The sequence below is a fragment of the Salinicola lusitanus genome, assembly GCF_003206045.1.
Taxonomy (GTDB): domain Bacteria; phylum Pseudomonadota; class Gammaproteobacteria; order Pseudomonadales; family Halomonadaceae; genus Salinicola; species Salinicola lusitanus.
Map to the genome: position 1 here is coordinate 715,746 of NZ_PZJM01000003.1, position 22,532 is coordinate 738,277.

Genomic DNA, 22,532 nt, shown 5'->3' on the forward strand with positions numbered 1-22,532 from the left:
ACGAAGGCAACCCGCCACGGGTTTCGGCAGAGCCTAAGGCACTGCGTGATCGATATCCAGCGCCAACGTCGCCGAACCGGCCACCTCGACGCCGTCGAGCCGGCCATACAGATCGCCGGATTGCGGGGTTGCCTGGCCGGTCGCCGAGACGCGCGCCACCAGATCGACGCGGTCGGCCTGGGAGAGGCGCGCGCTGGCGGTCATCGCCTGGGCGTCGCTCAGCGTCAGCGTCCGTGGCAAGGCGCCCAGCGTCGTCTGTGCGATCGCCAGCGGCGGCCGGTTGCCATCGACGTCTCGCGCCACCAGGAAGACCGGGGTATCGGCCGCTAGCCGCCCCTGCAACGACGGCGACAACGTCAGGTCGACCTGCAGCGAGGGTTGCCCCGCGACGGCGGCAGCCGAGGTCGGCGCTGCTGCCGACGTTTCGTCCGGTGTCGCACCCAGCGTCTCGGCAGGCGTTTCCCGGGTCGCGGCCAGGCGCTGCTGGGCAACGGCGATCACCTTGCGCAACGCCTGACCCGACTCGGCATCCTGATAGCCGGCCATGGCGCGGCGCCAGTAGTCGATCGCCTGCGGGTAGCGGGCGTGATCGAAGGCATCGATGCCGAGCATGCCGAGCACTGTCGGCTGGCGCGGATCGAGCTTCAGCGTCTCGTCGACCAGCGCCTGGACCTCACCGGTCAGCGTGCGGTGGGCGGCGAAGAACTTCATCTGCGCCAGCTGGGCGAGCAGCGCCGGCTGGCGTCCCTGCAGCGCGATCAGTCGTTCGAGCGTCATGATCGCCTTGTCGAACTGGCCGCTGTCGCGATAGCGCGGAAACAGCTCGGCCCACGCCTTGGGGTTGTCGTCCTGGCGCCGAGCCTCGGCTTCCAGGGCGGCAAGACGCGTCTCCGGCGGCGCATGGGTCAGCGACTGGATGACCTGATAGAGCGCCAGATCGCGGCGATCGCCGGTCTGATCGTAGAACAGCAGCGTGCCGGCGATCACCAAGACGGCCACGAGCGGCAGCAGCCAACGGCCGGCCTGGACGCGTCGCAGCGGCCGTCGACCGGTGCTGCCGGCATCCTCCAGAAGCCGCCGGTCGAGTTCCAGGCGGTCCTCGGCGAAGCGCTCCCGGTCGATCTCGCCCTCCGCCAGCGCCGCTTCCAGCGCAGCCAACCGTTGGCGATAGATCGCCAGGTTCTCGGCATTGTTACGATCGTCGGCCTCGAACGTCATCAGCGCATCCCGCAAACCGGCGGCGCGACGCAGCGGCAGCCACAGCAGCCACAGACTCAGCAACAGCAGCGCGACGATACCTGTCCATAATGGGATCATGGGGCTTCCCCGTCATTGCGGCGGCCGTGCGAGCCGGCGGCGTGGCGCGACGTCAGCGCCTCGAGCCGGCGTCTCTCGTGTTCGTCCAGACCGACGCTGCCCGATTCGCGATCCTCCAGCCGACGCCGGCGCAAGACGAAGCCGGCCACCACGCCGGCGCCGATCGCCACCAGGCCGAAGGGCAAGCCCCACAGCAGCCAGGTGCGCGCCTCCAGCCGCGGATCGTAGAGGGCGTAATCGCCGAAGCGACTGACCATGGCGTTCTCGATCTGCCGGTCGCTCTGGCCATCGCGCAGCAGCGCGGCGACCCGCGCGCGCATGTCCGCAGCGATCGGCGAGTTCGAGGCGCCGATCGATTCGTTCTGGCACTTGGGGCAGCGCAGCCGGGTGGTCAGATCCTCGTAGCGCTGCATCAAGGCGGGGTCGTCGAAATCCTGCACCTCGATGGCCGCGAAAGCCTTGGTACCCGCCAGGACGACGATCGGCAGCAGGCAGATCAGCAGGAGTCGGCGGGTCATGGCTGCCATTTTTTCACCTCGGGGAGGATCACGTCCTCGACATCCTGCGGCGTGATATAGCCGGTGTGGTGGTAGCGAATGACCCCTTCGGCGTCGACCAGGAAACTCTCCGGCGCGCCGTAGACGCCAAGATCGAAACCGAGCGTGCCGTCCGGATCGAACAGCGAGACCTCGAACGGATTGCCGAACTCGTCCAGGAACTGCAATCCGTTCTCCCGCGTGTCCTTGTAGTCGACGCCGACCAGACGCACGCCGCGCTCGGCCAGCGCCAGCAACTGCGGCATCTCCTGCTTGCAGGTCGGGCACCACTCGCCCCAGACATTGACCAGGGTCACCTGGCCTTCGAGCAGCGAGCGGTCCAGCGTGCGATCGGGATCATCCAGCGTGGCCAGGTTGAACGCCGGGAACTCTCTGGCCAGCAGCGCCGAATCCCGCGCCGCGGGATCCTTGGCCAAGCCGCGATAGAGGAATACCACCAGCACGGCGAACAGCAACAGCGGTATCAACAGCAGCAGGCGACGTCTCATGAGATCCCCTCCCTCGCCCCGGTGCCGGGCGGGATCGATTCGTGCGTGCGCAAGGCCGCGGAGCGCCTCGGCATCCGGCGATAGCGACGATCGATGACGGCAAGAATACCGCCCGCCGCCATCATCAGGGCCCCCAGCCACAGCCAGCGCACGAACGGTTTGAGCTGAATCCGCAGCGACCAGTCGCCATTGTCGAGCCTCTCCCCCAGCGCCACGTAGAGGTCGCTGAACAGCCCCGGACGCAGCGCGACATCGGTCATCGGCATGCCGCTGGCGACATAGAAACGCTTCTCGGGCTGCATCGTGAAACTCGCGCGTCCGGGCCGGGTCACCTCGATGGTGGCGGTATCCGCGGTGTAGTTGGGACCGCGCCGCTCCCGAAAGTCGGTCATCGCGAACTGATATCCGCCCACCTCGACGCTCTGCCCCGGCGCCAGCCGCACGTTCCGCTCGACGTTGTAGTGCGACACCATCGCCACGCCGACGATGGTCACCGCCAGCCCCAGATGCCCCACCACCATGCCCCAGTAGGCCAGCGTCAGTTTCTTCAGACCGCCCAGCCGACCGCGGCGGCTCCGGTCGGGGCGCCCGCGGCGGGTTTTATCGAAGCGCCCGCGGCGGGCTTTATCAAAGATATCCCGCGCCAACGACAGCGCCAGCCACAGCGCCAGCAGCAAGCCCAGCGTGACCCCAAGACTGAAGCTACCGCCGTAGAGAAGCGGCAAAACTGCAGCGACCACCACCGCGACGATGGCCGCTCCACCCAGGCGCCGGGCGAGCTCCCGGCCCGGCATGCGCTTCCAGCGGGCCAGCGGCCCGAGCCCCATGAACAGGCAGAGCAGCGCCGTCAGTGGCACGAACAGCGCGTTGAAATAGGGCGGCCCCACGCTGATCTTGCCCAGGCCCAGCGCATCCAGCAGCAGCGGATAGATCGTGCCGAGCAGCACCGTGACGGTCATCACCACCAGCAGAATATTGTTGATCAGCAGCAGCGAGTCCCGCGACAGCCAGCCAAAGCCCGCAAGGGATTGAACCCGGGGAGCACGCAGCGCGAAGATCGCCAGCGACAGGCCCACGGTGACGCCGAGAAGCGCCAGGATGAACGTCCCGCGAGAGGGGTCGTTGGCGAAGGCGTGGACCGAGGTCAACACCCCCGAGCGCACCAGGAAGGTGCCCAGCAGCGACAGCGAGAAGGTGAAGATCGCCAGCAGCACCGTCCAGTTCTTGAAGGTGCCGCGCTTTTCCGTCACCGCCAGCGAATGGATCAAGGCGGTGCCGGCCAGCCACGGCAGCAGCGAGGCGTTCTCGACAGGGTCCCAGAACCACCAGCCGCCCCAGCCCAGCTCGTAGTAGGCCCACCAGCTGCCCAGCGCGATCCCCACGGTGAGAAACGCCCAGGCGACGTTGGTCCAGGGTCGTGCCCAGCGCGTCCAGGCGGCGTCGAGCCTGCCACCGAGCAGCGCCGCCATGGCGAAGGCGAACACCACCGAAAAACCGACATACCCCATGTAGAGCATCGGCGGGTGCACGATCAGACCGAAATCCTGCAACAGCGGATTGAGATCGGCGCCGTCCGTCGGCACGTTGGGCAGCAGGCGCTCGAACGGGTTGGACGTCAGCAGAATGAACAGCAGAAAGCCGCTGCTGATCCAGCCCATCACCCCGAGCACGCGAGCCAGCATGTCGCGCGGCAGACGCTGGGAGAAGAGGCTGACGGCGAAGCTCCAGCCGCTCAGGATCAGCACCCATAGCAGTACCGACCCCTCGTGGCTGCCCCACACCGCACTCAGCTTGTAGTACCACGGCAGCAGCGAGTTGGAGTTGTTGGCGACGTAGGCGACGCTGAAATCATCCAGCGCGAAGCTCGCAGTCAGACTGAGATACGCGAGGACCAGAAAGAGGAACTGGCCCCAGGCCATGGGCTGGGCGAACGCCATCCACAGCGGGCGCCGGGTGGCGGCGCCCCAGAGCGGCACGATCGCCTGCAGCACGGCCATGGCGAGCGCCAGAATCAGCGCGAAGTGTCCCAGCTCGGGCAGAATTCGAATCAACATGGTGTCACTCGCAACGTTTGACGAGGCAGCGTCTCAAGAGGACGGTACGCTGCCGTCCGGCAAATTGCCGGTGGCCTTCAGCGCCTCGGCGACCTCGGGCGGCATGTAGGTCTCATCGTGCTTGGCCAGCACCTGCTGGGCGATGAACTCGCCAGCGTCGTCAAGCTGGCCGATCACCACCACGCCCTGCCCCTCCCGGAAGAGGTCGGGCAGGATATCGTCGTAACGGACTTCGACGTCCTTGGCGAAATCGGTGACCCGGAAGGTGACCTCCAGCGAGTCGCTTTCGCGCTCGACGCTGTCTTTCTCGACCACGCCGCCGAGGCGCATGGTGCGGCCGTGGGGCGCTTCGCCGGCGGCAATCTGTGATGGCGTGAAGAACAGGTTGATGTTGGCGCGCAGCGCGTAGAGGGTGAGCCCCACCGCGACGGCGACCAGCGCCACCAGCCCGACCACGATGATCAGCCGGCGTTGACGTTTGGCCCTCATGAGGGGCGTGCCTCGCGGCGCTGGCGTCGCTTCAGCGTCTGCATGAGCTGGCGCCGCTCGAGCCTGGCCCACAGGATGAACCCCACGACGATCAGCGCCGCCAGGCCCCAGGCAGGCCAGACGTATTTGGCATAACCGCCCATGGTCAGGAAGGCGGCGAATGAATCGAAAGCCATGTCACGTTCCGTTGATTGATGCCGGCAGGGTAGGCGTCGCCCTGTCGATCCGAGTTGTCAGTCGGCCAGCGCCTGTACCCAGCGAGCCCGCGATTCGCGGCGGATCAGCTCGTTGCGCAGTCGGTACAGTGTCAGGGCGATGAACAAGGCGTAGAACCCCAGTACCATCACCAGTAGCGGCATCCACATGCTGGCCGGCATCGCCGGCCGCTCGGTCAGGCTGAACGTGGCCGGCTGGTGCAGCGTGTTCCACCACACCACTGAGTATTTGATGATCGGGATGTTGACCACCCCCACCAGCGTCAGCACCGCCACCGCCTTGGCACCCTGGTCGCCGCGGCCAAAGGCGCCGCGCAGCGCGATCACGCCGATGTAGAGAAACAGCTGGATCAGCATCGAGGTCAGCCGCGCATCCCAGGTCCACCAGGTGCCCCAGGTCGGCACGCCCCACAGCGAACCGCTGAACAAGCCCAGGGCGGTCATCGCCGCGCCGAACGGTGCCATCACGCTGGCGGCCATGTCGGCGACCTTGATCTTCCAGATCAGGAATACCGCGGAAGCCAGGGCCATGGCGACGAACACGCTCTGGGCCAGGATCGCCGAGGGCACGTGCACATAGATGATGCGGTAGCTGTCACCCATCTGGTAATCGGGGGGCGATATCGCCAGCGACCAGACCGTGCCGATCGGCAGCAGGATCAGCGCGGCGACCCAGAAGAAGGGCTGCAGCCGGCCGCAGATCGCATAGCTCCACTTGGGGGAGCCCAGTTTGTGCACGAATGTCCACATGCGCTATATCACCATGTCCTTGCCGAGCCTCGTCCCACTGCAGCCGATCTCGCTAGCCGTTCACACTGATCCGCAGGCCGCCGGCTATCGCGAATGGCGCCGCGGCCAAGGCCAGCGCCAGCAGCGCCCCCAACAACGCCAGCGCCGGCCCTGCCATCCCGCCCTCGATGGCCGCCTTCACCGCGCCGGCACCGAAGATCAGCACCGGGATGTAGAGCGGTAGCACCAGCAGGGAGAGCAGCACCCCACCGCGCGGCAAGCCGACGGTCAAGGCGGCGCCGATCGCGCCGATCAGGCTGAGCGTCGCCGTCCCCAGCGCGAGCGACAGCATCAGCGCCAGATAGCCCGCCCCCGGCAGCGCCAGCAGCACGCCGAGCAGTGGCGCGCAGAGTGCCAGCGGCAGCCCGGTCAACAGCCAGTGAACGACGACCTTGGCCAGACAGAGCACAGGCAGTGGCAGCGGTGAAAGCAGCATCTGCTCGAGGCTGCCATCCTCGTGGTCGCCACGGAACAGGCCGTCCAGCGACAGCAGCATGGCGAGCAGCGCCGCCACCCACAGCAGTCCGGGGGCGACGCTGGCCAGCAGGTCCGGCTCGGGCGATATCCCCAACGGGAACAGCACCACCACCAGCGCCAGAAACATCAACGGGTTGACCAGATCGCCGCCGCGCCGCCGCGCGATCTTCAGCTCGCGCCGAACCTGGGCGACGCAACCGGCCCACAGGCCGATTTCCTCGCCGCGCCCGGTCGTCGAACCGCCCGAATTCGCGCTCATGCGGCCTCTCCCAATAGCAGCGAGTCTACACGACCGTTAGCGTGAAAAGTATGGTGTGTGGTCATGACGACCGCGCCCCCTGCGTCACCGTGCGCGACCAGCCGACGCTCCAGCCAGGCGACGCCCTCGCGATCGATGGCAGTGAAGGGTTCGTCGAGAATCCACAGCGGGCGGGGAACCAGCTCGAGCCGTGCCAGGGCGATGCGCCGCCGCTGACCGGCGGAGAGCTGTCGCGCCGGAATATCCTCGAAGCCCGCCAGCCCCACGGCCTCGAGAGCCCGTTCGAGATCGGGAACCGGCGCCCTGACGCCAGCCATGGCAGCAGCCCAGGCGAGGTTCTCCTGGGCGGTGAGCGCCGCCGAGACGCCCGGGGCGTGGCCGACATAGAGAAGCTGCGACAGAAAGGCCTCGCGGGATCTGGCCAGCGGCTCGCCATGCCACTCGATGCGCCCTTCGGTCGGCGGCAACTGCCCGGTCAGCAGCTTGAGCAGCGTCGTCTTGCCGCTGCCATTGGCCCCCTCGATACGCAGGATATCGCCGTCCTCGACCCGCAGGTCGAGCGCTCGAAACAGCCAGCGGTCATCCCGCTCGCAGGCGAGCCGACTGGCCCGCAGTGACACCTTCACCGCCATGCGACCTCGCGATCCGGACAGGTTTCGCCGCTGGCGCCGGCCACGGCAGGCGCCACTCTACACCGAAGGCCCAAGAGCTCGCCACACTCGGCCAGGAACGTCGTTGCTCGGTGACATCCCGGGCGGTTATCGGCTTGCCGCCGTCGCTTGCCTTGCTATGATGGCGATACCACCTCGGGAGAAGACGATGACAAACGCCGCACCGAGCTATCTCCAGCGCCAGCCGAACCTGCCGCTGATCGACGGCAACTGGGAACCCATCGACGCGACCGATCTGGTCGAGATACCGCTGCTGGGCCAGGTCGCGGCCGGGCTGCCGATGGAAGCCTGCCTCGACAACGCCACCGTCCACGTTCCAGCCAAGCTGGTCCGTCGCAACACCTATGCGCTGCGCGTACGTGGCGACTCGATGATCGACAGCAACATCTTCGATGGCGACGTCATCATCATCGAGCGTTACGAGTCGGCGGAAAACGGCGAGACCGCCGTGGTGCTGATCAACAATCAGGAAGTGACCCTGAAGAAGCTGTTCATCGAGAAGTCCGGGGTCCGTCTGCAGCCGGCCAACGACAACATGCCGCCGATCTACCTCAAGAACGAGGACGTGCAGGTGCTGGGGCTGGTCATGGGCGTGATGCGCAATCCCCCTCAGGCGGCCTGATGCGCTACCCCATTCCCGACCTCTCCCCCGGGGCGTGGCACGTCGAAGCCCTCGAGATCGAAAAGAGCCGGTTCATCTGCCGGCTCTGCCACACTCCGGACAACGCCACCTTCGAGGCCCTGCTGGCCGAGACCCGCCTCGCCTATCCGGATGCCAGCCACCACTGCTCCGCCTTCATCGCCGGCGCCCCCGGCGAACAGGTCGCGATCGGCTTCTCCGACGACGGCGAGCCGGGCGGTACCGCCGGACGCCCCATGTTCCAGGCGCTGGAGGGGAGCGGGCTGGGTCAGGTCGGCGCAGTGGTGACGCGCTACTTCGGCGGCACCAAGCTGGGCACAGGCGGTCTGGTCCGCGCCTATACCCAGGCCGTGCTCAAGGCCCTCGACACGCTGCCCAGGCGCGCCTTCACCGAACGCCGCGCGGTGGCGATCCAGGTCGATTTCAGCAACGAGGCGGAAGCCCGCCGCTGGCTGGCCGAGCACGACATCCCCGTCACCGATGCGGACTACGATAGCCAGGGAGCGCGCCTCAGCCTGGCGTGGCCGGCCGACGACAGCCTCTCGCTGACGCGACTGGAGCAGCGCCTCAAGGGCGCGCTCGTGCGCCTCTGATCCCGGCGCGAAAGGCCCTGGCCCGATGATCCCCGACCGCTAGTCACCCTCTTCCGGGCTGTTTCGATCCTCCCGGCAGGCCCCCCGTGCCACCTCGTGGGAAAGCCGGATATGTTCCTCGAGCAGTGCCCGAGCCGCGGGAACATCGCGAGCCATGGCCAGCTCCACCAGTTGACCGTGCTGGAGGTTGAGCGTATCCCGGATCGTATCGTTGGCCGGCGCCATCCGGCGATAGCGGTCGAACTGGTCGTGCAACTGCTCGATGAAGCGCAGCAGCCACGCCGAACCGCAGGGTTCGAGCAGGTGGCGATGAAACTGGAGATGCATCTGCTCCCAGTGTTCCAGCTGTCCCGGCGTCTCGTCGGCTCGCTTGAGGCGGTGGAACGCCGCCAGCAGGCCGGCTTCCCATTCGTCGCCGCCCGCCTGGAGCGCCTGAGCCAACGCAAGCCCCTCCAGACGTCGCCGCAGATCGGCGATGTCGTCGAGTTCGGCACGCTTGAGCGCGGGAACCCGAAAGCCACGCTGATTCTCCTGCTCCAGCAGCCCATAGGCGGCCAGACGATTCAACGTCTCACGCAGCGGGCTCAGACCGACGCCGTAGCGCTGCCTGAGCACGGTGATCGCCAGCTTCTGCCCCGCGGTAAAACGACCGTCGATCAGATCGCGCTTCAGCGCTGCATACAGTTGGCTCGCCGTCATGCTGGTGGTGGCGGCTTCAGCTCCCATAAAGACGACCCTTCCGATTCAGTGGCAAAGATTCACTATCGCATCGACCGCGTGCCTCTCGCCAATCAGGGGCTTGACCTGCACAACGATACGACGCCATAGTAAAAAATCGATTTTTCACATCATAACCGATTCACATCCATTAACCGAAAGACCTTCGGCAACCAACGAACCGCCTTACAATAATTCGGGTATCGCCATGTCTCTTGCCTTCGACCATAACAATCCCTTCCCCTCTCGCCGCAGCGCCACCTATGCCAAGGGCGGCATGGTGGCCGCCTCTCAGCCGCAGGCGAGTCAGGCTGGGCGGGACATCCTCGCCCAGGGCGGCAATGCGATAGACGCCGCCATCGCGACGGCAGCCATGTTGACCGTGGTCGAGCCCAGCGGCAACGGCATCGGCGGCGACGCCTTTGCCCTGGTGTGGCTGGCCGAGGGCCGCGACGGTGGCGGCAAGCTCCATGGCCTCAATGCCAGTGGGCACGCGCCGAAGGGATTGACGCCCGACGCGGTCAAGGCAGCGGGTCATGACGAGATGCCCCTGCACGGCTGGACCCCGGTCACCGTCCCCGGCACCCCCGCCGCCTGGGCCGAACTCTCGCGCCGATACGGCAAACTGGATTTCGCCACCCTGCTGGCGCCGGCCATCCGCATCGCCCGGGAGGGCTTTCCCGTCTCCCCGGTCATCAGCCAACTCTGGCAGCGTGCCGAGATCGAGTTTCGCGCCAAGGCGGACGATCCCGCCATCGCCTCCTGGCTGGAGGCGTTCACACCCAATGGGCACGCCCCCCGTCCGGGCGAACTCCATCGTAACGAGGCCCAGGCGAGAACCCTGGAAGCGCTGGCGGAGAGTCGCTGCGAGAGCTTCTACCGCGGCGAGCTGGCGCAGCAGATCGATGCCTTCTCCCGGGCTACCGGTGGCTATCTACGCGCCGACGATCTGGCCGACTATGCGCCGGAGTGGGTCGACCCGATCTCGGTCAACTACCGTGGCATCGACGTCTGGGAGATTCCCCCCAACGGCCAGGGCATGGTCGCGCTGATGGCGCTGCGGATGATGGAAGGGTTCGACGTCACGGTGCGCGACGATCCACGGCTGCTGCACCGCCAGCTGGAAGCGATGAAGCTGGCCTATACCGACGGCCATCACCACATCACCCAGGCCGAGCACATGCGCACCAGCGTCGAGGCGCTGTTGAGCGACGAGTATGCCGCCACCCGCCGCGCCCTGATTGGCGAGCGCGCGATCGATCCCCAGCCCGGGCAGCCACAAGCTGGCGGCACCGTTTACCTGGCCACCGCCGACAGCGACGGCAACATGGTCTCCTATATCCAGAGCAACTATCACGGTTTCGGCTCCGGCGTGGTGGTGCCGGATACCGGCATCTCGCTCCAGAATCGCGGCCACGGCTTCAGCCTGGACGCCGATCACGTCAACGTGCTGGCTCCCGGCAAACGCACCTTCCACACCATCATTCCCGGCTTCTTGACTCAAGGGGAGACCGCGCTCGGCCCGTTTGGCGTCATGGGCGGCTTCATGCAGCCCCAGGGCCATATGCAGGTCGTGATGAACCTGGTCGACTTCGGTCTCAATCCGCAGGCGGCGCTGGATGCACCGCGCTGGCAGTGGATGGGCGGGCGCAGGATCGGTATCGAGCCCGGCTACCCGATGCATCTGGTCCGCGAGATGTCCCTGCGCGGCCACCAGATGACGGTGGCCGTGGACAGCACCGCCTACGGTCGTGGCCAGATCATCCTGCGCGACCCGAACAGCGGCGTGTACTGCGGCGGCACCGAGCCCCGCACCGACTCCAGCATCGCGGTGCTCTGATCGATGGCCAAGCGTTCCTTCACCACCCAGCGCCACCTGTTCATGGCCTTCTTGCGTATCGGGCTGCTCGGCTTCGGCGGCGGCCCGTCGATGATTCCCCTCGTCCGCGCCGAAGCGGTGACCCGCTATCGATGGATGAACGACGAAGAGTTCGGTGACGTGCTGGCCATCGGCAATACCCTGCCCGGCCCGATCGCGACCAAGATGGCCGGCACCATCGGCTATCGGGTCGGCGGTGTGCTGGGCTGCATCAACGCTGTCGTCGCCGTCATCGTGCCGTGCATCGTGGCGATGGTGGTGCTCCTGGGGCTGTTCACCCGCTATCGCGACCAGCGCTGGATCCAGGGCATGAGCGAGGGCGTCGTCCCGGTGGTGATGGTGATGATGGCTCAACTGACCTGGGACTTCTTCCAGAAATCCCGTGTCGTGCTCGGCTGGATCGCGACCTTGATCATGGGCGTGGTCGCCGGCGGCCTGATCTATGGACTCGGCATCCATCCGGGACTGGTGATCGGCGCGATCCTCATCGCCGCCCTGCTACGACCGGAGCGGCGGCACAAACGCAGCGGGGAGGCCAAGTCATGATCTACTGGGACCTGTTCGTGGCGTTTTTCATCCCCAATATCGTCGGTTACGGCGGCGGCCCGGCGATCATCCCCCTGGTGGAGAACGAAGTGGTCGGCCGCTACGGCTGGATGAGTTCCCAGCAGTTCGCCGAAACGCTGGCGCTGGGCAACACCCTGCCCAGCCCGATCGCGACCAAGATGGCCGGCTACATCGGCTATGACGTGGCCGGGATCGGCGGCGGCCTGGTGGCGACCTTCGCCACCGTCGCCCCTTCGCTGATCCTGATGCTGGTCGCGCTGGGAACGCTGTATCGCTACCGGGATTCGATCAAGGTCAAGTCGATGAGCCAGTGGGTGAGACCGGTGATCATGGTACTGATGGGCTATCTCACCTGGTCGTTCCTCGACGAAGGTGTCCATGATGCCGGCTGGATCCACACGGGCATCATCGCCGCGATCGCCGTCGTCATGCTGTGGCGACTCAAGCTTCATCCGGTATGGGCCGTGGTCGTCGGACTGGTTTACGGCGGCCTGTTGCTCGGGTAGACGAGCGCTGAACCGAAGCGCATCCACAAGGCAAGATCCTGAAGAGAGGCAGCGAAAGAGACAACGACTCAGCAAGAATCGATACGACGTCAAACCAACAGACCAAAACAAGGACAACCCATGTTCCACGACGTACTCCTCCCGGCCCCCCGCAAGCGTCTGGGGCGGCTGCTCGCCTCCGGGGCAGCCATCGCTTCCCTGGCCGTCGGGCTCGGCGCCGGCGGCCTGACCGTCAGTCAATCGGCCCAGGCTGACGACTACCCCGACCATGCCATCGAATTCATCGTCCCCTGGTCGCCGGGCGGCGGCAGCGATGCCCTGATGCGCATCATCTCCAACGCGGCGCCGGAATTCGTCGGCCAGCCGATGCCGGTGATCAACATGCCCGGCGTCAGTGGCACGATCGGGCTCAAGGAGCTCGCCCAGAAAGACCCCGACGGTTACACCGTGGGCCAGATTCACGAGGGCTTGATGGCCGCCAACGCCACCGGCCTGACGACGCTCAACTGGGACGATTTCCAGCCGGTCGCCTCGCTGGCCTCTTCGCCGCAATATCTCGTGGTCAATGCCGACAGCGACTGGAAGACCTTCGACGAGTTCGCCAAGTACGCCAAGGCGCACCCCGGCGAAATTCGCATCGGTGCTACCCTCGGTGGCATCCCCCACGTTCACGCGGCAATGATCGAGGACGCCATCGGCGCCCAATTCCGCTATGTCGGCTTCGAGGGGACCGGTGCCCGCATCCGGTCGCTGGTGGGTGGCCATATCGACGCATCGATCGGCGATATCTCGTCGAGCCTGGAGTTCGTCAAGAACGGCGACCTGCGATTCCTCGCCGTTGGCAGTAAAGCGCGACTCGAACAGACTCCCGATGTTCCCACCTTCCGCGAACTCGGCTACGACAATCTCGACATGAGCATCAATCGCGGCATCGTCGCACCCAAGGGAATCGACCCTGCCAGGGTCGAGACGCTGGCGAAAGACTTCGAGGCGATGTCCGAGGATCCCGCTTTCGTCGACCGGGTCAACAAGGCCGGTGCCGAGGTCGAGTTCATGGGACCGCAGGCGTACGCTGACTACCTCGCCGACGTGGACGGCACGATCAAGCGCCTTTCGGGCAAGTTGGCACGATGAGCGAGACCACCGACATGGCCTCCCGCCCCGGGCGGGAGGCCAGCAGCGAACGTGGCAAGGCGCTCGCCAACCTCATCTTCAATGCCGCACTGGCGGCACTTTTCGTCGGCCTGTTCGCGCAGGCCGGCGACCTGCCGTCGTCGATGTGGGAACCGCTGGGTGCCGGGTCGTTTCCCCGGCTGATCCTCGGCGCCCTGGTGATCTTCAATCTGGCGATCATGGTCCAGTCGGCGCTGGCACTGCGCCAGGCAGACCCGGCGACCCGCGTAGGAGCCGGCCGCTGGTTCGTCCAACGGCGGCTGGCCTTCGCCACCCTGGCGGCCTTCTGTGTCTATGCGCTACTCATGCCATGGATCGGCTTCGCACTGGCGTCGCTGCTGTTCCTGTTGGCGGTCCAGGTGATCCTGGGCGCGCGTCGCGGGCGCCGACTGCTGATCGCCTGTCTCGTCGCGGCGGTCTTCGGTCTCGGCCTCTATGCGCTGTTCAGCCATGTGTTTCTGATCTCCTTGCCCGCGGGCCGCCTGTGGTAGCGGAAGGCGGTAACCCGAAGCTTCATCCCCGACAGACCGACAGCCCCATACCGACAACAACCAGGGGCCAAGAGAGTTCTTCATGCCGATGACCGATGCGCTGCTCAGCAGCGTCGAACAACTGTTTTCGCTGGCGACGCTTGCCAGCATGATGATTGGCGTCATGGCAGGTGTCGTGGCGGCCGCCATTCCTGGCTTCACGATCACCATGGCGATCGTGCTGACACTACCGGTCACCTTCACCATGCCGCCGCTGCAGGGCGTCGCCACGATGCTCGCCGTCTATGTCGGCGGCGGCTCGGGCGGGCTGATCAGCGCGGCGCTGCTGGGGATCCCCGGCACGCCCTCCGCCGTGGCGACGACGTTCGACGCCTACCCGATGGCGCGCAAGGGCGAGCCCGGCCGGGCGCTGGCGCTGGGGATCTGGGCGTCGTTCTTCGGCGCACTGGTCAGTGCCGTGGTGCTGATCGTCGCCGCGCCCCCGCTGGCGATGATCGCCGTCAAGCTCGGTCCCTGGGAGTACTTCTCGCTGATCCTGTTCGCCGTGACGGTGGTGGCGAGCCTGGTCGGCAAGTCGATCCTCAAGGGGTTGATGATGAGCCTGCTGGGGCTGTTCATCGCCACGGTGGGACAGGATCCGATGATGGGCGTACCGCGTTTCACCTTCGGCGTCGACGTCTTGGCGGCCGGCGTCCCGTTTCTGGTGGTGCTGATCGGGATTTTCGCCGTCAGCCAGCTCGCCAGTGAGGTCGAGAACCCGGCGGCGCTTCAGCGCGGGGAGTCGCTGGTCCGCGGCGACATGCACTTTCGACCGTTCACGGTGATGCGCGAGGTTCTGAGCCGACCGGGCAACCTGTTGCGGTCGTCGCTGCTGGGCGTGGTCATCGGCGCCGTGCCCGGAGCGGGCGGCAGCATCGCCAACCTGATCGCCTACGACCAGGCCAAACGCGCCTCGAAGACGCCGGAGCGTTTCGGTACCGGCATCGCCGACGGCGTGGTCGCCTCGGAGTCCGGCAATTCCGCCACCGCCGGCGGCGGGCTGATACCGATGATCGCGCTGGGCATCCCCGGCAGCGCCGTCGACGCCGTGCTGATGGCGGCGTTGATGGTGCAGGGCGTCAGCGTCGGTCCACGCCTGATCATGGACAGTGCGGACCTGGTCTACGGCATGTTCCTGGCGATGTTCCTGGCCGCCGGCATGGTACTGGCCTTCTGCCTGATCAGCATGCGCTGGTTCTTGCGAATCACCGAGATTCCCAAGTCGATCATCGTGCCGGTGGTCCTGGTCTGTTGTGCCGTTGGCGCCCTGGCGCTCAACAATCGCATCACCGATCTCTACCTGCTGGTCGGCGTGGGCCTGGTCGGTTATCTGCTGGCGAAGCTCGACTATCCGCTGGCGCCACTGGTGCTGGGGGTCATCCTGGGGCCGATAGCCGAGACCAATCTGCGACGTGCGCTGATGGCCGACGAGAACTGGACACTGTTCTTCACCCGGCCGATTTCGGCGGCCCTGCTGCTGCTCGCCGTGCTGTCGGTGGCGTTCACCGTTCGACGGCTGCTCCAGCAACGGGCGATCGCCCGGACCTGAGCCCGCGCGCGGTCGGGTCGCCCCGCCCGCTGGGGGCCTCACCGGGGCATGGCATACCGTCATGATTGTGCTAGTTTAGCGCCCGCCAGATCCTTGGAGGCCGCATGGCACGACACCACTTTTCCGTACCCACCGACGCCCCCCTGCGCGGGCGCCTCGGCCTGGCGCCCATGGAGGGCGTCATCGATGGCGATACGCGAGCACTGCTGAGCGAGGATGGCGCCCTGGACTGGTGCGTTACGGAATTCGTGCGTGTCGTCGATGCCAGATTGCCGCCCCGCGTCTTCCTGCGCCACTGCCCCGAGCTGGCGACGGCGGGCAGCGCCGGGCCGGTCACCCCCTCCGCCACTCCCGTTACGCTGCAGTTGTTGGGCTCCGACCCCCGGGGCCTGGCGGCCAACGCCGAACAGGCGATCTCCCAGGGCGTCACGCGTCTCGATCTCAACTTCGGCTGCCCGGCCAAGACCGTCAACCGTCATGACGGCGGCGCCTCGCTGTTGAGGACGCCGGAGCGGGTCTACGCCGTGGTCGGCGCGGTGGCCGAGGTCAGCCAGCGGCATGGTGTATCGGTCAACGCCAAGCTGCGGCTCGGCTTCGACGACAAGCAGTTGGCCCTGGCCTGTGCGCAAGCGGCCGAGGCCGGCGGCGCCGAGGAGCTGGTGGTTCACGCCCGTACCCGGCGTGAGGGCTATCGACCACCCGCCCACTGGGAGTGGATCGCCCGGATCCGCGCCGGGGTCAGGGTGCCGGTGGTGGCCAATGGCGATATCTGGTCGCTCGAGGATTACTGGAAGGCACGTACGCTGTCAGGCTGCCGTGACGTCATGCTGGGGCGTGGCATGCTCGCCGACCCATGGCTGGCGCGACGCATTCGCCACTGGCTGGAAACCGGCGGTGAACGGCTGTCACCGACGCCATGGTCGGCCCGCAGCGACATGCTGATTCGCTATGCCGACGCCAAACGCGACGCGGGAATGGCCGAGAAGGTCATCGTTTCGCTGCTGAAACAGTGGCTCAACATCATGCGGGGGCGAGATTCCGAGGCCGCGGCGCGTTTCACCGCGCTGCGCCGGGAGACCGCACTGGCGCCCTTTGTGGCCGGATTGAGCGACCTTGGGTCGAGGTCGGACTCGACCAGCTCAGGAACGGCGGCGCATGCTTCTTCGACGCTGGCGGGCTAGCGCCACGATCCCCTCAACGACAACCCTATAAACGAAAACACCCGCATGCCGAAGCATGCGGGTGTCATCTGTATGGCGCGCCCGGGAGGATTCGAACCTCCGACCCCCTGATTCGTAGTCAGGTACTCTATCCAGCTGAGCTACGGGCGCTTGAATCTTGTGAAGTGACACCGCAGGTGCGCAGTGTTTGCTGCATGGCGCGCCCGGGAGGATTCGAACCTCCGACCCCCTGATTCGTAGTCAGGTACTCTATCCAGCTGAGCTACGGGCGCTTGATTCATGCTTCTTTCACACTGTGCCGGTCGTGGTTTTCGCACTTGCGAAAATGGCGGAGAGGGAGGGATTCGAACCCTCGATAGGGCTATAAACCCTATACTCCCTTAGCAGGGGAGCGCCTTCAGCCACTCGGCCACCTCTCCCCGATCAGCACGGCGCGTAGATTACCGATTCCATTTGGCCTTGTCCAGCCGATAGGCCAAAAAAATTCCTAAAAACCTTAGAGGATGAAGAAGTTACCGGAAAGCTGGCGCCACCAGGGCGAGTACGGAAGAACGAAGGAGGGTTTCAGAGATAGCCCGAGCCGATAAAGGGGACGACTTCACCAGCCCAGACGGTACCAAAGCGCCTATCCAGCACTCACGCGCCAGGATCGCCGTCTTCGTCCTCGGATTTCTCACGCTGGATGCGCTGATAGATCTCTTCACGGTGGACGGCCACATCCTTGGGCGCATTCACGCCAATACGCACCTGATTCCCTTTCACTCCCAGAACCGTGACGGTAATGTCGTCGCCGATCATGAGAGTCTCTCCCACGCGACGGGTCAGGATGAGCATTATCTGATCTCCTTCTCAGGGCCTTCTTCCATTCTCGGGTCAAGCTCTCGGGCTCCTGCACGACAGGTGTGCCACCCGAGGAGCGATTATGCGCCATACGGCCCCTCAGGCCAATGACGCCATTCCATGAAAACCCGTGGCATCGTTGAAAGAGCGCATGTTCCATTCGCTTCCTTCCAACTCCCCCTTAGCGTAGAACGCTTGGGCCATTCGTGAAGGTGTTATTCGATCATTCGCTTTGAATACTGTCTTTATCGAGGCCAAAAGCGGTATGCAGCGCTCTCACCGCGAGCTCCATCGCCTTCTCGTCGATCACGACGGAAATCTTGATCTCCGACGTCGAAACCATCCGAATGTTGATGTTTTCTTCGGAGAGCACGCGGAACATCTTGGACGCGACGCCAGCATGGGAACGCATGCCGACACCGACCAGAGACACCTTGGCGATGTTCTCGTCGCCTCGCAGGTCGCCTCCGCCCAAGGCCGGAATGACGTCGTTCTGCAGAATCCGCATGGTCTGCTTGTAATCGCCCTTGGCAACGGTGAAGGTGAAGTCGGTGTAGTCACCAGCCGGCGCCACGTTCTGGACGATCATGTCCACTTCGATGTTGGCATCGGCAATCGGCCCCAGAATTCGCGAAGCCACGCCGGGCACGTCGGGCGTATTGAGCAGTGTCAGCTTGGCCTCGTTCGCGGTGAAGGCGATACCGGAGATCAGCGGTTCTTCCATCGATTCGAATTCCTCGTCTGCCACGATGAGCGTGCCCGGGCCTTCCTCGAAACTCGAGAGCACGCGTAACGGTACGTTGTATTTTCCGGCGAACTCCACGGCCCGGATCTGGAGCACCTTGGACCCCAGGCTCGCGAGCTCCAGCATTTCTTCCACCGTGATCCGCTCCAGGCGCTGCGCCTTGGAACAGACCCTGGGATCCGTGGTGTAGACGCCGTCCACATCGGTATAGATCTGGCACTCGTCGGCGTTCAGTGCCGCAGCCAGCGCCACGCCGGTGGTGTCCGAGCCGCCGCGCCCCAGGGTAGTGATGTTGCCTTCCTCGTCGACACCCTGGAAACCCGCCACGACCACCACCTGACCGTCATCCAGATCCTCCTGGAGTTCATCGGTCTCGATGCGCTGGATACGCGCCTTGGTGTGCGCGCTGTCGGTGCGGATGCCCACCTGGGCACCGGTATAGGAGGTGGCCGGCACGCCCAACTGGTGCAGGGCCATGGCCAGCAGCGAAATGGTGACCTGCTCCCCGGTCGACACCAGCATATCCATCTCGCGCGGGGTCGGATCCTCGTTGATCTGACTGGCCAGGCCGATGAGGCGATTGGTCTCGCCACTCATCGCCGACACCACGACGACGACGCGGTGGCCGGCGTCGCGATCACGCTTGACCTTCTCGGCCACGGCCTTGATCCGCTCCACCGAGCCGACCGACGTGCCTCCGAATTTCTGTACGTATAGCGCCATGAGTCTGCTCAATGCTCCCTAGCGTTGTCGACCGGCGCTGGCGCCGGTCGTGAATGCATTTAGGCCAGCCGCTCGGCAACCCAGGCCGGCACGCTCTCCAGCGCCGCCGGCAGCCGTGCCGGGTCGCTGCCACCTGCTTGAGCCATATCGGGACGTCCGCCACCCTTGCCCCCGACCTGTGCGGCGACGTGATTGACGAGCTCGCCGGCCTTGACCTTGGCAACCAGATCGTCTGTCACGCCGGCGATCAGGCTGACCTTGCCCTCCTGGGCCGTTGCCAGCACCAGGATACCGGACCCCAGTTTCTGCTTGAGCTGATCGTGCAGCCCCCGCAGTTCCTTGCCCGACACCCCCTCGAGCTGGGTCGCCAGCACCCGGACGCCTTCGACCTGCTGCGCCTGCCCGAGCAGGTCGCTACCCGCCGCGCTGGCCAGCTTGGCCTTGAGGCGCTCGAGTTCCTTTTCCAATCCCCGCTGCCTTTCGAGTACGGCGTCCAGCCGTTCGACGACCTGCTCCGGCTTGACCTTCAGGCGCTCGCTGACGGTGCTGAGCTCCCGCTCCTGGGCCTCGAACCACGCCATAGCCGCCTCGCCGGTCACCGCCTCAATACGCCTCACTCCCGCAGCGGTGCCGGACTCGGAAACGATATGGAACGGCCCGATGTCACCACTGCGGGCCACGTGGGTGCCACCGCAAAGCTCGATCGAAAAGTCGTCGGCACCGATCGTCAGCACCCGCACGCTATCGAGATACTTGGCCTCGAACAGGGCACGAGCCCCCTTCGCCTTGGCCTCGTCGAGCGTCATCAGCTCGGTTCGGGTCGGCGCGTTGGCCATGATCTGAGCATTGACGATATGCGTGACCTGCGCCAGTTGCGCCGGCGTAAGCGGCTCGAAATGGCTGAAATCGAAGCGCAGGCGCTCGGCGCTGACCAGCGACCCCTTCTGCTGCACATGGTCGCCGAGCGTCAATCGCAAGGCTTCATGAAGCAGGTGGGTTGCCGAGTGGTTGCGCATGGTCGCCAGCCGCAGCGCGGGATCCACCTGCGGCGAAAGCCTCTCGCCGACGGTCACCCGCCCTTCGAGCATCACGCCCTCATGCAGGTGATGCCCCGCCTGCTTGCGGGTATTGGTGACCTGGAAGCGACCACCGTCGGTTCGGAGATAGCCGGTATCGCCTACCTGGCCGCCGGACTCGGCATAGAAAGGGGTGCGATCCAGCACCACGATACCCTTCTGGCCCGCCTCGAGAGCCTCAAGCGCGTTGCCCGCTTCATCGACGATGGCCGTCACCTTCGACGAATCCTCCAACCGATCGTAGCCGGTGAACTCGGTGCTGCCCTCGAGCTCGAGGGCGGCACCATAATCGCCGCCGAACTGGCTGGCGGCACGGGCCCGCTGGCGCTGCGCTTCCAGCTCGCGCTCGAACCCCGCCTCGTCCAGCGTCACGCCGCGCTCGCGGCAGACGTCGGCGGTCAGATCGAACGGGAAGCCGTAGGTGTCGTAGAGCTTGAAGATCGTTTCGCCGGGAAGTACGTCATCCTCGAGTGCCGAGAGCGCCTCCTCGAGCAAGCCCATGCCATGATCAAGCGTCCGCGCGAACTGCTGCTCCTCCTTCAGCAGCACCCGCTCGATCTGATCGCGGGCCTGACGCAGCTCGGGATAGGCTTCGCCCATCTCAGCGTCGAGCGCTGCCACCAGCTTGTGGAAGAACGGCTCGCTGGCGCCCAGCTTGTGCCCATGGCGTACCGCCCGGCGGATGATGCGACGCAGCACGTAGCCGCGACCTTCGTTGGAGGGCAGCACGCCATCGACGATCAGGAAGGCACAGGAGCGGATATGGTCGGCAATGACCCGCAGCGAGGGCGTCTTGATATCGTCATGGCCGGTCACTTCGGCCGCCGCCAGCAGCAGGTTCCGGAACAGGTCGATCTCGTAGTTGGAGTGGACGCCCTGCATCACCGCCGCCATGCGTTCCAGCCCCATGCCGGTATCGATCGAAGGCTTGGGCAGCGGGTTCATCTTGCCGGAAGCGTCGCGGTCGAACTGCATGAAGACGAGATTCCACACCTCGATGTAGCGATCCCCGTCCTCTTCCGGGCTTCCCGGCGGGCCGCCCCACACCTCGGGGCCGTGGTCGTAGAAGATCTCCGAACACGGGCCGCAGGGGCCGGTATCGCCCATCTGCCAGAAGTTGTCTTCATCCAGGCGCGACAGCCGCGCCGGATCGACCCCGATCTCCTCGATCCAGATTCTGGCCGCTTCGTCGTCACTGATATGGACCGTGACCCAGAGCTTGTCCTTGGGCAGCGCCAGGACCTCGGTAATGAAGGTCCAGGCGTAACGGATGGCGTCGGCCTTGAAATAGTCGCCGAAGCTGAAGTTGCCCATCATCTCGAAGAAGGTGTGGTGGCGAGCGGTATAGCCGACGTTGTCGAGGTCGTTGTGCTTGCCACCGGCACGTACGCAGCGCTGGGCCGAGGTGGCACGCACGTAGGGGCGCGGATCCCGTCCCAGGAACACATCCTTGAACGGCACCATGCCGGCATTGGTGAAGAGAAGCGTGGGATCGTTTTCCGGCACCAGAGAGGCGGAAGGGACGATCGTGTGCCCGCGCTCCTCGAAGAAGCTCAGGAAAGCCTGTCTGATATCTGCACTTTTCATAAACAATCCGTGGCGATAGGCGTGCCCACGGCGGCTAGCAGACCACGTGGCGACGCAGAATCCGGCAATGGAGAGACGCCGTGAACGCCTCTCCTGCCATCGCAAAGCGCATTAGTATAACGTGGTCGGCCGATAGTCTGTCGAGTGCGACACCATTGCCGGCTGCCCGACACCCTCGTCACGAGGGACGGGCAGCCGGCGGGTAAACGAGGGGTCCTGCGAATATCGCGTGCGCCCGGACGCCGCTTCGGGATGCCCCGTCAACGAGGCGTCGGGGCGTCGAACCACCGTCGGGTCACAGCGATGGGCAGGAGGTAGGGAATCGAAGAGGGGATCCCCCGGAGCCGGGGGCTGGCATGGAGTTGACGCTGAGGGGTCAGCGGGTGCCTTCTGGCCAGGCGTGCCTGATGGCATGGCGAACCTGTTCGAACTCGAAGCCCCGCCCCGCCAGGAAGCGCTCTCTCTTGGCGCGTTCCCTGGGTGTCGAGCCCGGTGAGTCGAAGCGCTTGGCGAGGGCCTGGCTCGCCAGTTCCTTCCAGTCTGGGGCCTCGCTCTCGAAAGCCAGCGCCATCAGCGACTCATCGATCCCCCGCTGTGCCATATCGACTCGAATCTTGACGGGCCCCTGGCCACGCGCGATGCGGGAGCGGACGAAAACCTCGGCGAATCTGGCATCGGATTGAAGCCCCTCCCTCGCCAGGTCGTCCAGCGCCTGTCGAATATCCGCGCTGTCCAGGCCCTTCGCGCTCATTCGCGTCTCCAGCTCGGCACGAGCATATTCGCGCCGAGCCAGGAACCGAATGGCAACGTCTCTGGGAGAGACCTCCCGGAGGGCTTCGTCGCGAGAGACCTCATCACGAGAGGTCTCCTCATGACAGAGGACGCCGTTACGCTCAGCCATCAATCCCCC

23 protein-coding genes and 3 tRNA genes are annotated in these 22,532 nt (G+C 65.6%); 9 read left to right on the forward strand and 17 right to left on the reverse strand.

The genetic code is table 11. The features are described 5' to 3' along the window. Positions 1-33: 33 nt before the first annotated feature. Genes ccmI through ccmA form a run of 9 tightly spaced genes read right to left on the reverse strand, consistent with a single transcriptional unit; the run spans position 34 to position 7,277 of the window. Positions 34-1,317 carry a c-type cytochrome biogenesis protein CcmI gene (gene ccmI, locus DOM45_RS07030; RefSeq protein WP_110598868.1) on the reverse strand — a complete coding sequence of 428 codons (1,284 nt, stop codon included), beginning with the start codon at positions 1,315-1,317 and terminating at the stop codon, positions 34-36. Beyond that, positions 1,314-1,844: a cytochrome c-type biogenesis protein gene (locus tag DOM45_RS07035; protein ID WP_110598869.1), complete on the reverse strand. Its 531-nt coding sequence runs from the start codon at positions 1,842-1,844 to the stop codon at positions 1,314-1,316. Before DOM45_RS07035 ends, ccmI begins: the two co-directional genes overlap by 4 nt. Next, the gene (locus DOM45_RS07040) at positions 1,832-2,362 is read right to left on the reverse strand and encodes a DsbE family thiol:disulfide interchange protein (RefSeq protein WP_110598871.1); all 531 of its coding nucleotides are present in this window, start codon (positions 2,360-2,362) and stop codon (positions 1,832-1,834) included. Before DOM45_RS07040 ends, DOM45_RS07035 begins: the two co-directional genes overlap by 13 nt. Continuing rightward, on the reverse strand, positions 2,359-4,416 hold the full coding sequence (locus DOM45_RS07045) for a heme lyase CcmF/NrfE family subunit (RefSeq protein WP_110598873.1): 2,058 nt from the start codon (positions 4,414-4,416) through the stop codon (positions 2,359-2,361). Before DOM45_RS07045 ends, DOM45_RS07040 begins: the two co-directional genes overlap by 4 nt. Positions 4,417-4,449: 33 nt before the next feature. Beyond that, a complete protein-coding gene (gene ccmE, locus DOM45_RS07050) occupies positions 4,450-4,905 on the reverse strand; it encodes a cytochrome c maturation protein CcmE (RefSeq protein WP_110598874.1) in 456 nt (151 codons plus the stop codon). Then, the gene (ccmD, locus tag DOM45_RS07055; protein WP_110598876.1) at positions 4,902-5,081 is read right to left on the reverse strand and encodes a heme exporter protein CcmD; all 180 of its coding nucleotides are present in this window, start codon (positions 5,079-5,081) and stop codon (positions 4,902-4,904) included. The genes ccmE and ccmD overlap by 4 nt, the downstream gene beginning before the upstream one ends. Before the next feature lie 57 nt (positions 5,082-5,138). After that, positions 5,139-5,870 carry a heme ABC transporter permease gene (locus tag DOM45_RS07060; RefSeq protein WP_110598878.1) on the reverse strand — a complete coding sequence of 244 codons (732 nt, stop codon included), beginning with the start codon at positions 5,868-5,870 and terminating at the stop codon, positions 5,139-5,141. A 52-nt stretch (positions 5,871-5,922) separates the two neighbouring features. Further along, complete coding sequence (ccmB, locus tag DOM45_RS07065) at positions 5,923-6,645, reverse strand: heme exporter protein CcmB (RefSeq protein ID WP_110598880.1); 723 nt, start codon at positions 6,643-6,645, stop codon at positions 5,923-5,925. Continuing rightward, the gene (gene ccmA / locus DOM45_RS07070) at positions 6,642-7,277 is read right to left on the reverse strand and encodes a cytochrome c biogenesis heme-transporting ATPase CcmA (RefSeq protein ID WP_425353327.1); all 636 of its coding nucleotides are present in this window, start codon (positions 7,275-7,277) and stop codon (positions 6,642-6,644) included. Before ccmA ends, ccmB begins: the two co-directional genes overlap by 4 nt. Before the next feature lie 187 nt (positions 7,278-7,464). On the opposite strand from ccmA, the gene DOM45_RS07075 reads away from it, so the two are divergent. Both DOM45_RS07075 and DOM45_RS07080 read left to right on the forward strand, forming a co-directional pair. Next, a complete protein-coding gene (locus DOM45_RS07075; RefSeq protein ID WP_110598881.1) occupies positions 7,465-7,938 on the forward strand; it encodes a LexA family protein in 474 nt (157 codons plus the stop codon). Then, a complete protein-coding gene (locus DOM45_RS07080) occupies positions 7,938-8,549 on the forward strand; it encodes an IMPACT family protein (RefSeq protein WP_110598883.1) in 612 nt (203 codons plus the stop codon). The genes DOM45_RS07075 and DOM45_RS07080 overlap by 1 nt, the downstream gene beginning before the upstream one ends. 39 nt (positions 8,550-8,588) lie before the next feature. Here the strand turns inward: DOM45_RS07080 and DOM45_RS07085 are convergent, their stop codons facing one another. Then, the gene (locus tag DOM45_RS07085) at positions 8,589-9,275 is read right to left on the reverse strand and encodes a GntR family transcriptional regulator (protein WP_110598885.1); all 687 of its coding nucleotides are present in this window, start codon (positions 9,273-9,275) and stop codon (positions 8,589-8,591) included. A gap of 199 nt (positions 9,276-9,474) precedes the next feature. Between DOM45_RS07085 and DOM45_RS07090 the strand changes: the two genes are divergently transcribed. The 7 genes from DOM45_RS07090 (at position 9,475) to DOM45_RS07120 (ending at position 16,651) form a co-directional block, all read left to right on the forward strand. Next, complete coding sequence (locus tag DOM45_RS07090; protein ID WP_110598887.1) at positions 9,475-11,106, forward strand: gamma-glutamyltransferase family protein; 1,632 nt, start codon at positions 9,475-9,477, stop codon at positions 11,104-11,106. 3 nt (positions 11,107-11,109) lie between these two features. Beyond that, positions 11,110-11,691, forward strand: coding sequence for a chromate transporter (locus DOM45_RS07095; RefSeq protein WP_110598889.1), 582 nt, complete (start codon positions 11,110-11,112; stop codon positions 11,689-11,691). Next, the gene (locus tag DOM45_RS07100; protein ID WP_110598891.1) at positions 11,688-12,218 is read left to right on the forward strand and encodes a chromate transporter; all 531 of its coding nucleotides are present in this window, start codon (positions 11,688-11,690) and stop codon (positions 12,216-12,218) included. The genes DOM45_RS07095 and DOM45_RS07100 overlap by 4 nt, the downstream gene beginning before the upstream one ends. Before the next feature lie 120 nt (positions 12,219-12,338). Next, positions 12,339-13,352 (forward strand): Bug family tripartite tricarboxylate transporter substrate binding protein, encoded by a 1,014-nt coding sequence (locus DOM45_RS07105; RefSeq protein WP_110598893.1) that lies wholly within the window; start codon positions 12,339-12,341, stop codon positions 13,350-13,352. Further along, positions 13,349-13,882: a tripartite tricarboxylate transporter TctB family protein gene (locus DOM45_RS07110; RefSeq protein ID WP_110598895.1), complete on the forward strand. Its 534-nt coding sequence runs from the start codon at positions 13,349-13,351 to the stop codon at positions 13,880-13,882. The genes DOM45_RS07105 and DOM45_RS07110 overlap by 4 nt, the downstream gene beginning before the upstream one ends. Before the next feature lie 82 nt (positions 13,883-13,964). Further along, entirely contained in the window at positions 13,965-15,470 is a 1,506-nt protein-coding gene (locus DOM45_RS07115; protein WP_240612310.1) for a tripartite tricarboxylate transporter permease, read from the forward strand. A gap of 170 nt (positions 15,471-15,640) precedes the next feature. Next, positions 15,641-16,651 (forward strand): tRNA dihydrouridine synthase, encoded by a 1,011-nt coding sequence (locus tag DOM45_RS07120; protein ID WP_110599041.1) that lies wholly within the window; start codon positions 15,641-15,643, stop codon positions 16,649-16,651. 73 nt (positions 16,652-16,724) lie between these two features. Here DOM45_RS07120 and DOM45_RS07125 read toward each other — a convergent pair. From DOM45_RS07125 to DOM45_RS07155, 7 genes are all read right to left on the reverse strand, one after another. Beyond that, positions 16,725-16,801 (reverse strand) — tRNA-Arg (locus tag DOM45_RS07125). Positions 16,802-16,846: 45 nt separating this feature from the next. Next, positions 16,847-16,923 (reverse strand) — tRNA-Arg (locus DOM45_RS07130). Positions 16,924-16,977: 54 nt separating this feature from the next. After that, a tRNA-Ser gene (locus tag DOM45_RS07135) sits at positions 16,978-17,070 on the reverse strand. Between the two features lie 217 nt (positions 17,071-17,287). Then, the gene (gene csrA / locus DOM45_RS07140) at positions 17,288-17,485 is read right to left on the reverse strand and encodes a carbon storage regulator CsrA (RefSeq protein WP_075570877.1); all 198 of its coding nucleotides are present in this window, start codon (positions 17,483-17,485) and stop codon (positions 17,288-17,290) included. A 229-nt stretch (positions 17,486-17,714) separates the two neighbouring features. Further along, positions 17,715-18,959 carry an aspartate kinase gene (locus DOM45_RS07145; RefSeq protein ID WP_110598897.1) on the reverse strand — a complete coding sequence of 415 codons (1,245 nt, stop codon included), beginning with the start codon at positions 18,957-18,959 and terminating at the stop codon, positions 17,715-17,717. Between the two features lie 59 nt (positions 18,960-19,018). Next, on the reverse strand, positions 19,019-21,622 hold the full coding sequence (gene alaS / locus DOM45_RS07150) for an alanine--tRNA ligase (protein WP_110598899.1): 2,604 nt from the start codon (positions 21,620-21,622) through the stop codon (positions 19,019-19,021). 376 nt (positions 21,623-21,998) lie between these two features. Beyond that, the gene (locus DOM45_RS07155; protein WP_425353328.1) at positions 21,999-22,424 is read right to left on the reverse strand and encodes a regulatory protein RecX; all 426 of its coding nucleotides are present in this window, start codon (positions 22,422-22,424) and stop codon (positions 21,999-22,001) included. Positions 22,425-22,532: the final 108 nt, after the last annotated feature.

Excerpts from the sequence above, each read along its gene's own strand:
- DOM45_RS07075 (WP_110598881.1), top strand. The coding sequence starts at position 7,465 with ATGACAAACGCCGCACCGAGCTATCTCCAGCGCCAGCCGAACCTGCCG.
- ccmB (WP_110598880.1), bottom strand. The coding sequence starts at position 6,645 with ATGAGCGCGAATTCGGGCGGTTCGACGACCGGGCGCGGCGAGGAAATC.
- DOM45_RS07145 (WP_110598897.1), bottom strand. The coding sequence starts at position 18,959 with ATGGCGCTATACGTACAGAAATTCGGAGGCACGTCGGTCGGCTCGGTG.
- DOM45_RS07035 (WP_110598869.1), bottom strand. The coding sequence starts at position 1,844 with ATGGCAGCCATGACCCGCCGACTCCTGCTGATCTGCCTGCTGCCGATC.
- DOM45_RS07120 (WP_110599041.1), top strand. The coding sequence starts at position 15,641 with ATGGAGGGCGTCATCGATGGCGATACGCGAGCACTGCTGAGCGAGGAT.
- ccmD (WP_110598876.1), bottom strand. The coding sequence starts at position 5,081 with ATGGCTTTCGATTCATTCGCCGCCTTCCTGACCATGGGCGGTTATGCC.
- csrA (WP_075570877.1), bottom strand. The coding sequence starts at position 17,485 with ATGCTCATCCTGACCCGTCGCGTGGGAGAGACTCTCATGATCGGCGAC.
- DOM45_RS07085 (WP_110598885.1), bottom strand. The coding sequence starts at position 9,275 with ATGGGAGCTGAAGCCGCCACCACCAGCATGACGGCGAGCCAACTGTAT.
- DOM45_RS07100 (WP_110598891.1), top strand. The coding sequence starts at position 11,688 with ATGATCTACTGGGACCTGTTCGTGGCGTTTTTCATCCCCAATATCGTC.
- DOM45_RS07095 (WP_110598889.1), top strand. The coding sequence starts at position 11,110 with ATGGCCAAGCGTTCCTTCACCACCCAGCGCCACCTGTTCATGGCCTTC.
- DOM45_RS07040 (WP_110598871.1), bottom strand. The coding sequence starts at position 2,362 with ATGAGACGTCGCCTGCTGCTGTTGATACCGCTGTTGCTGTTCGCCGTG.
- DOM45_RS07060 (WP_110598878.1), bottom strand. The coding sequence starts at position 5,870 with ATGTGGACATTCGTGCACAAACTGGGCTCCCCCAAGTGGAGCTATGCG.
- DOM45_RS07090 (WP_110598887.1), top strand. The coding sequence starts at position 9,475 with ATGTCTCTTGCCTTCGACCATAACAATCCCTTCCCCTCTCGCCGCAGC.
- DOM45_RS07115 (WP_240612310.1), top strand. The coding sequence starts at position 13,965 with ATGCCGATGACCGATGCGCTGCTCAGCAGCGTCGAACAACTGTTTTCG.
- DOM45_RS07105 (WP_110598893.1), top strand. The coding sequence starts at position 12,339 with ATGTTCCACGACGTACTCCTCCCGGCCCCCCGCAAGCGTCTGGGGCGG.
- alaS (WP_110598899.1), bottom strand. The coding sequence starts at position 21,622 with ATGAAAAGTGCAGATATCAGACAGGCTTTCCTGAGCTTCTTCGAGGAG.
- ccmI (WP_110598868.1), bottom strand. The coding sequence starts at position 1,317 with ATGATCCCATTATGGACAGGTATCGTCGCGCTGCTGTTGCTGAGTCTG.
- DOM45_RS07110 (WP_110598895.1), top strand. The coding sequence starts at position 13,349 with ATGAGCGAGACCACCGACATGGCCTCCCGCCCCGGGCGGGAGGCCAGC.
- DOM45_RS07045 (WP_110598873.1), bottom strand. The coding sequence starts at position 4,416 with ATGTTGATTCGAATTCTGCCCGAGCTGGGACACTTCGCGCTGATTCTG.
- ccmA (WP_425353327.1), bottom strand. The coding sequence starts at position 7,277 with ATGGCGGTGAAGGTGTCACTGCGGGCCAGTCGGCTCGCCTGCGAGCGG.
- ccmE (WP_110598874.1), bottom strand. The coding sequence starts at position 4,905 with ATGAGGGCCAAACGTCAACGCCGGCTGATCATCGTGGTCGGGCTGGTG.
- DOM45_RS07080 (WP_110598883.1), top strand. The coding sequence starts at position 7,938 with ATGCGCTACCCCATTCCCGACCTCTCCCCCGGGGCGTGGCACGTCGAA.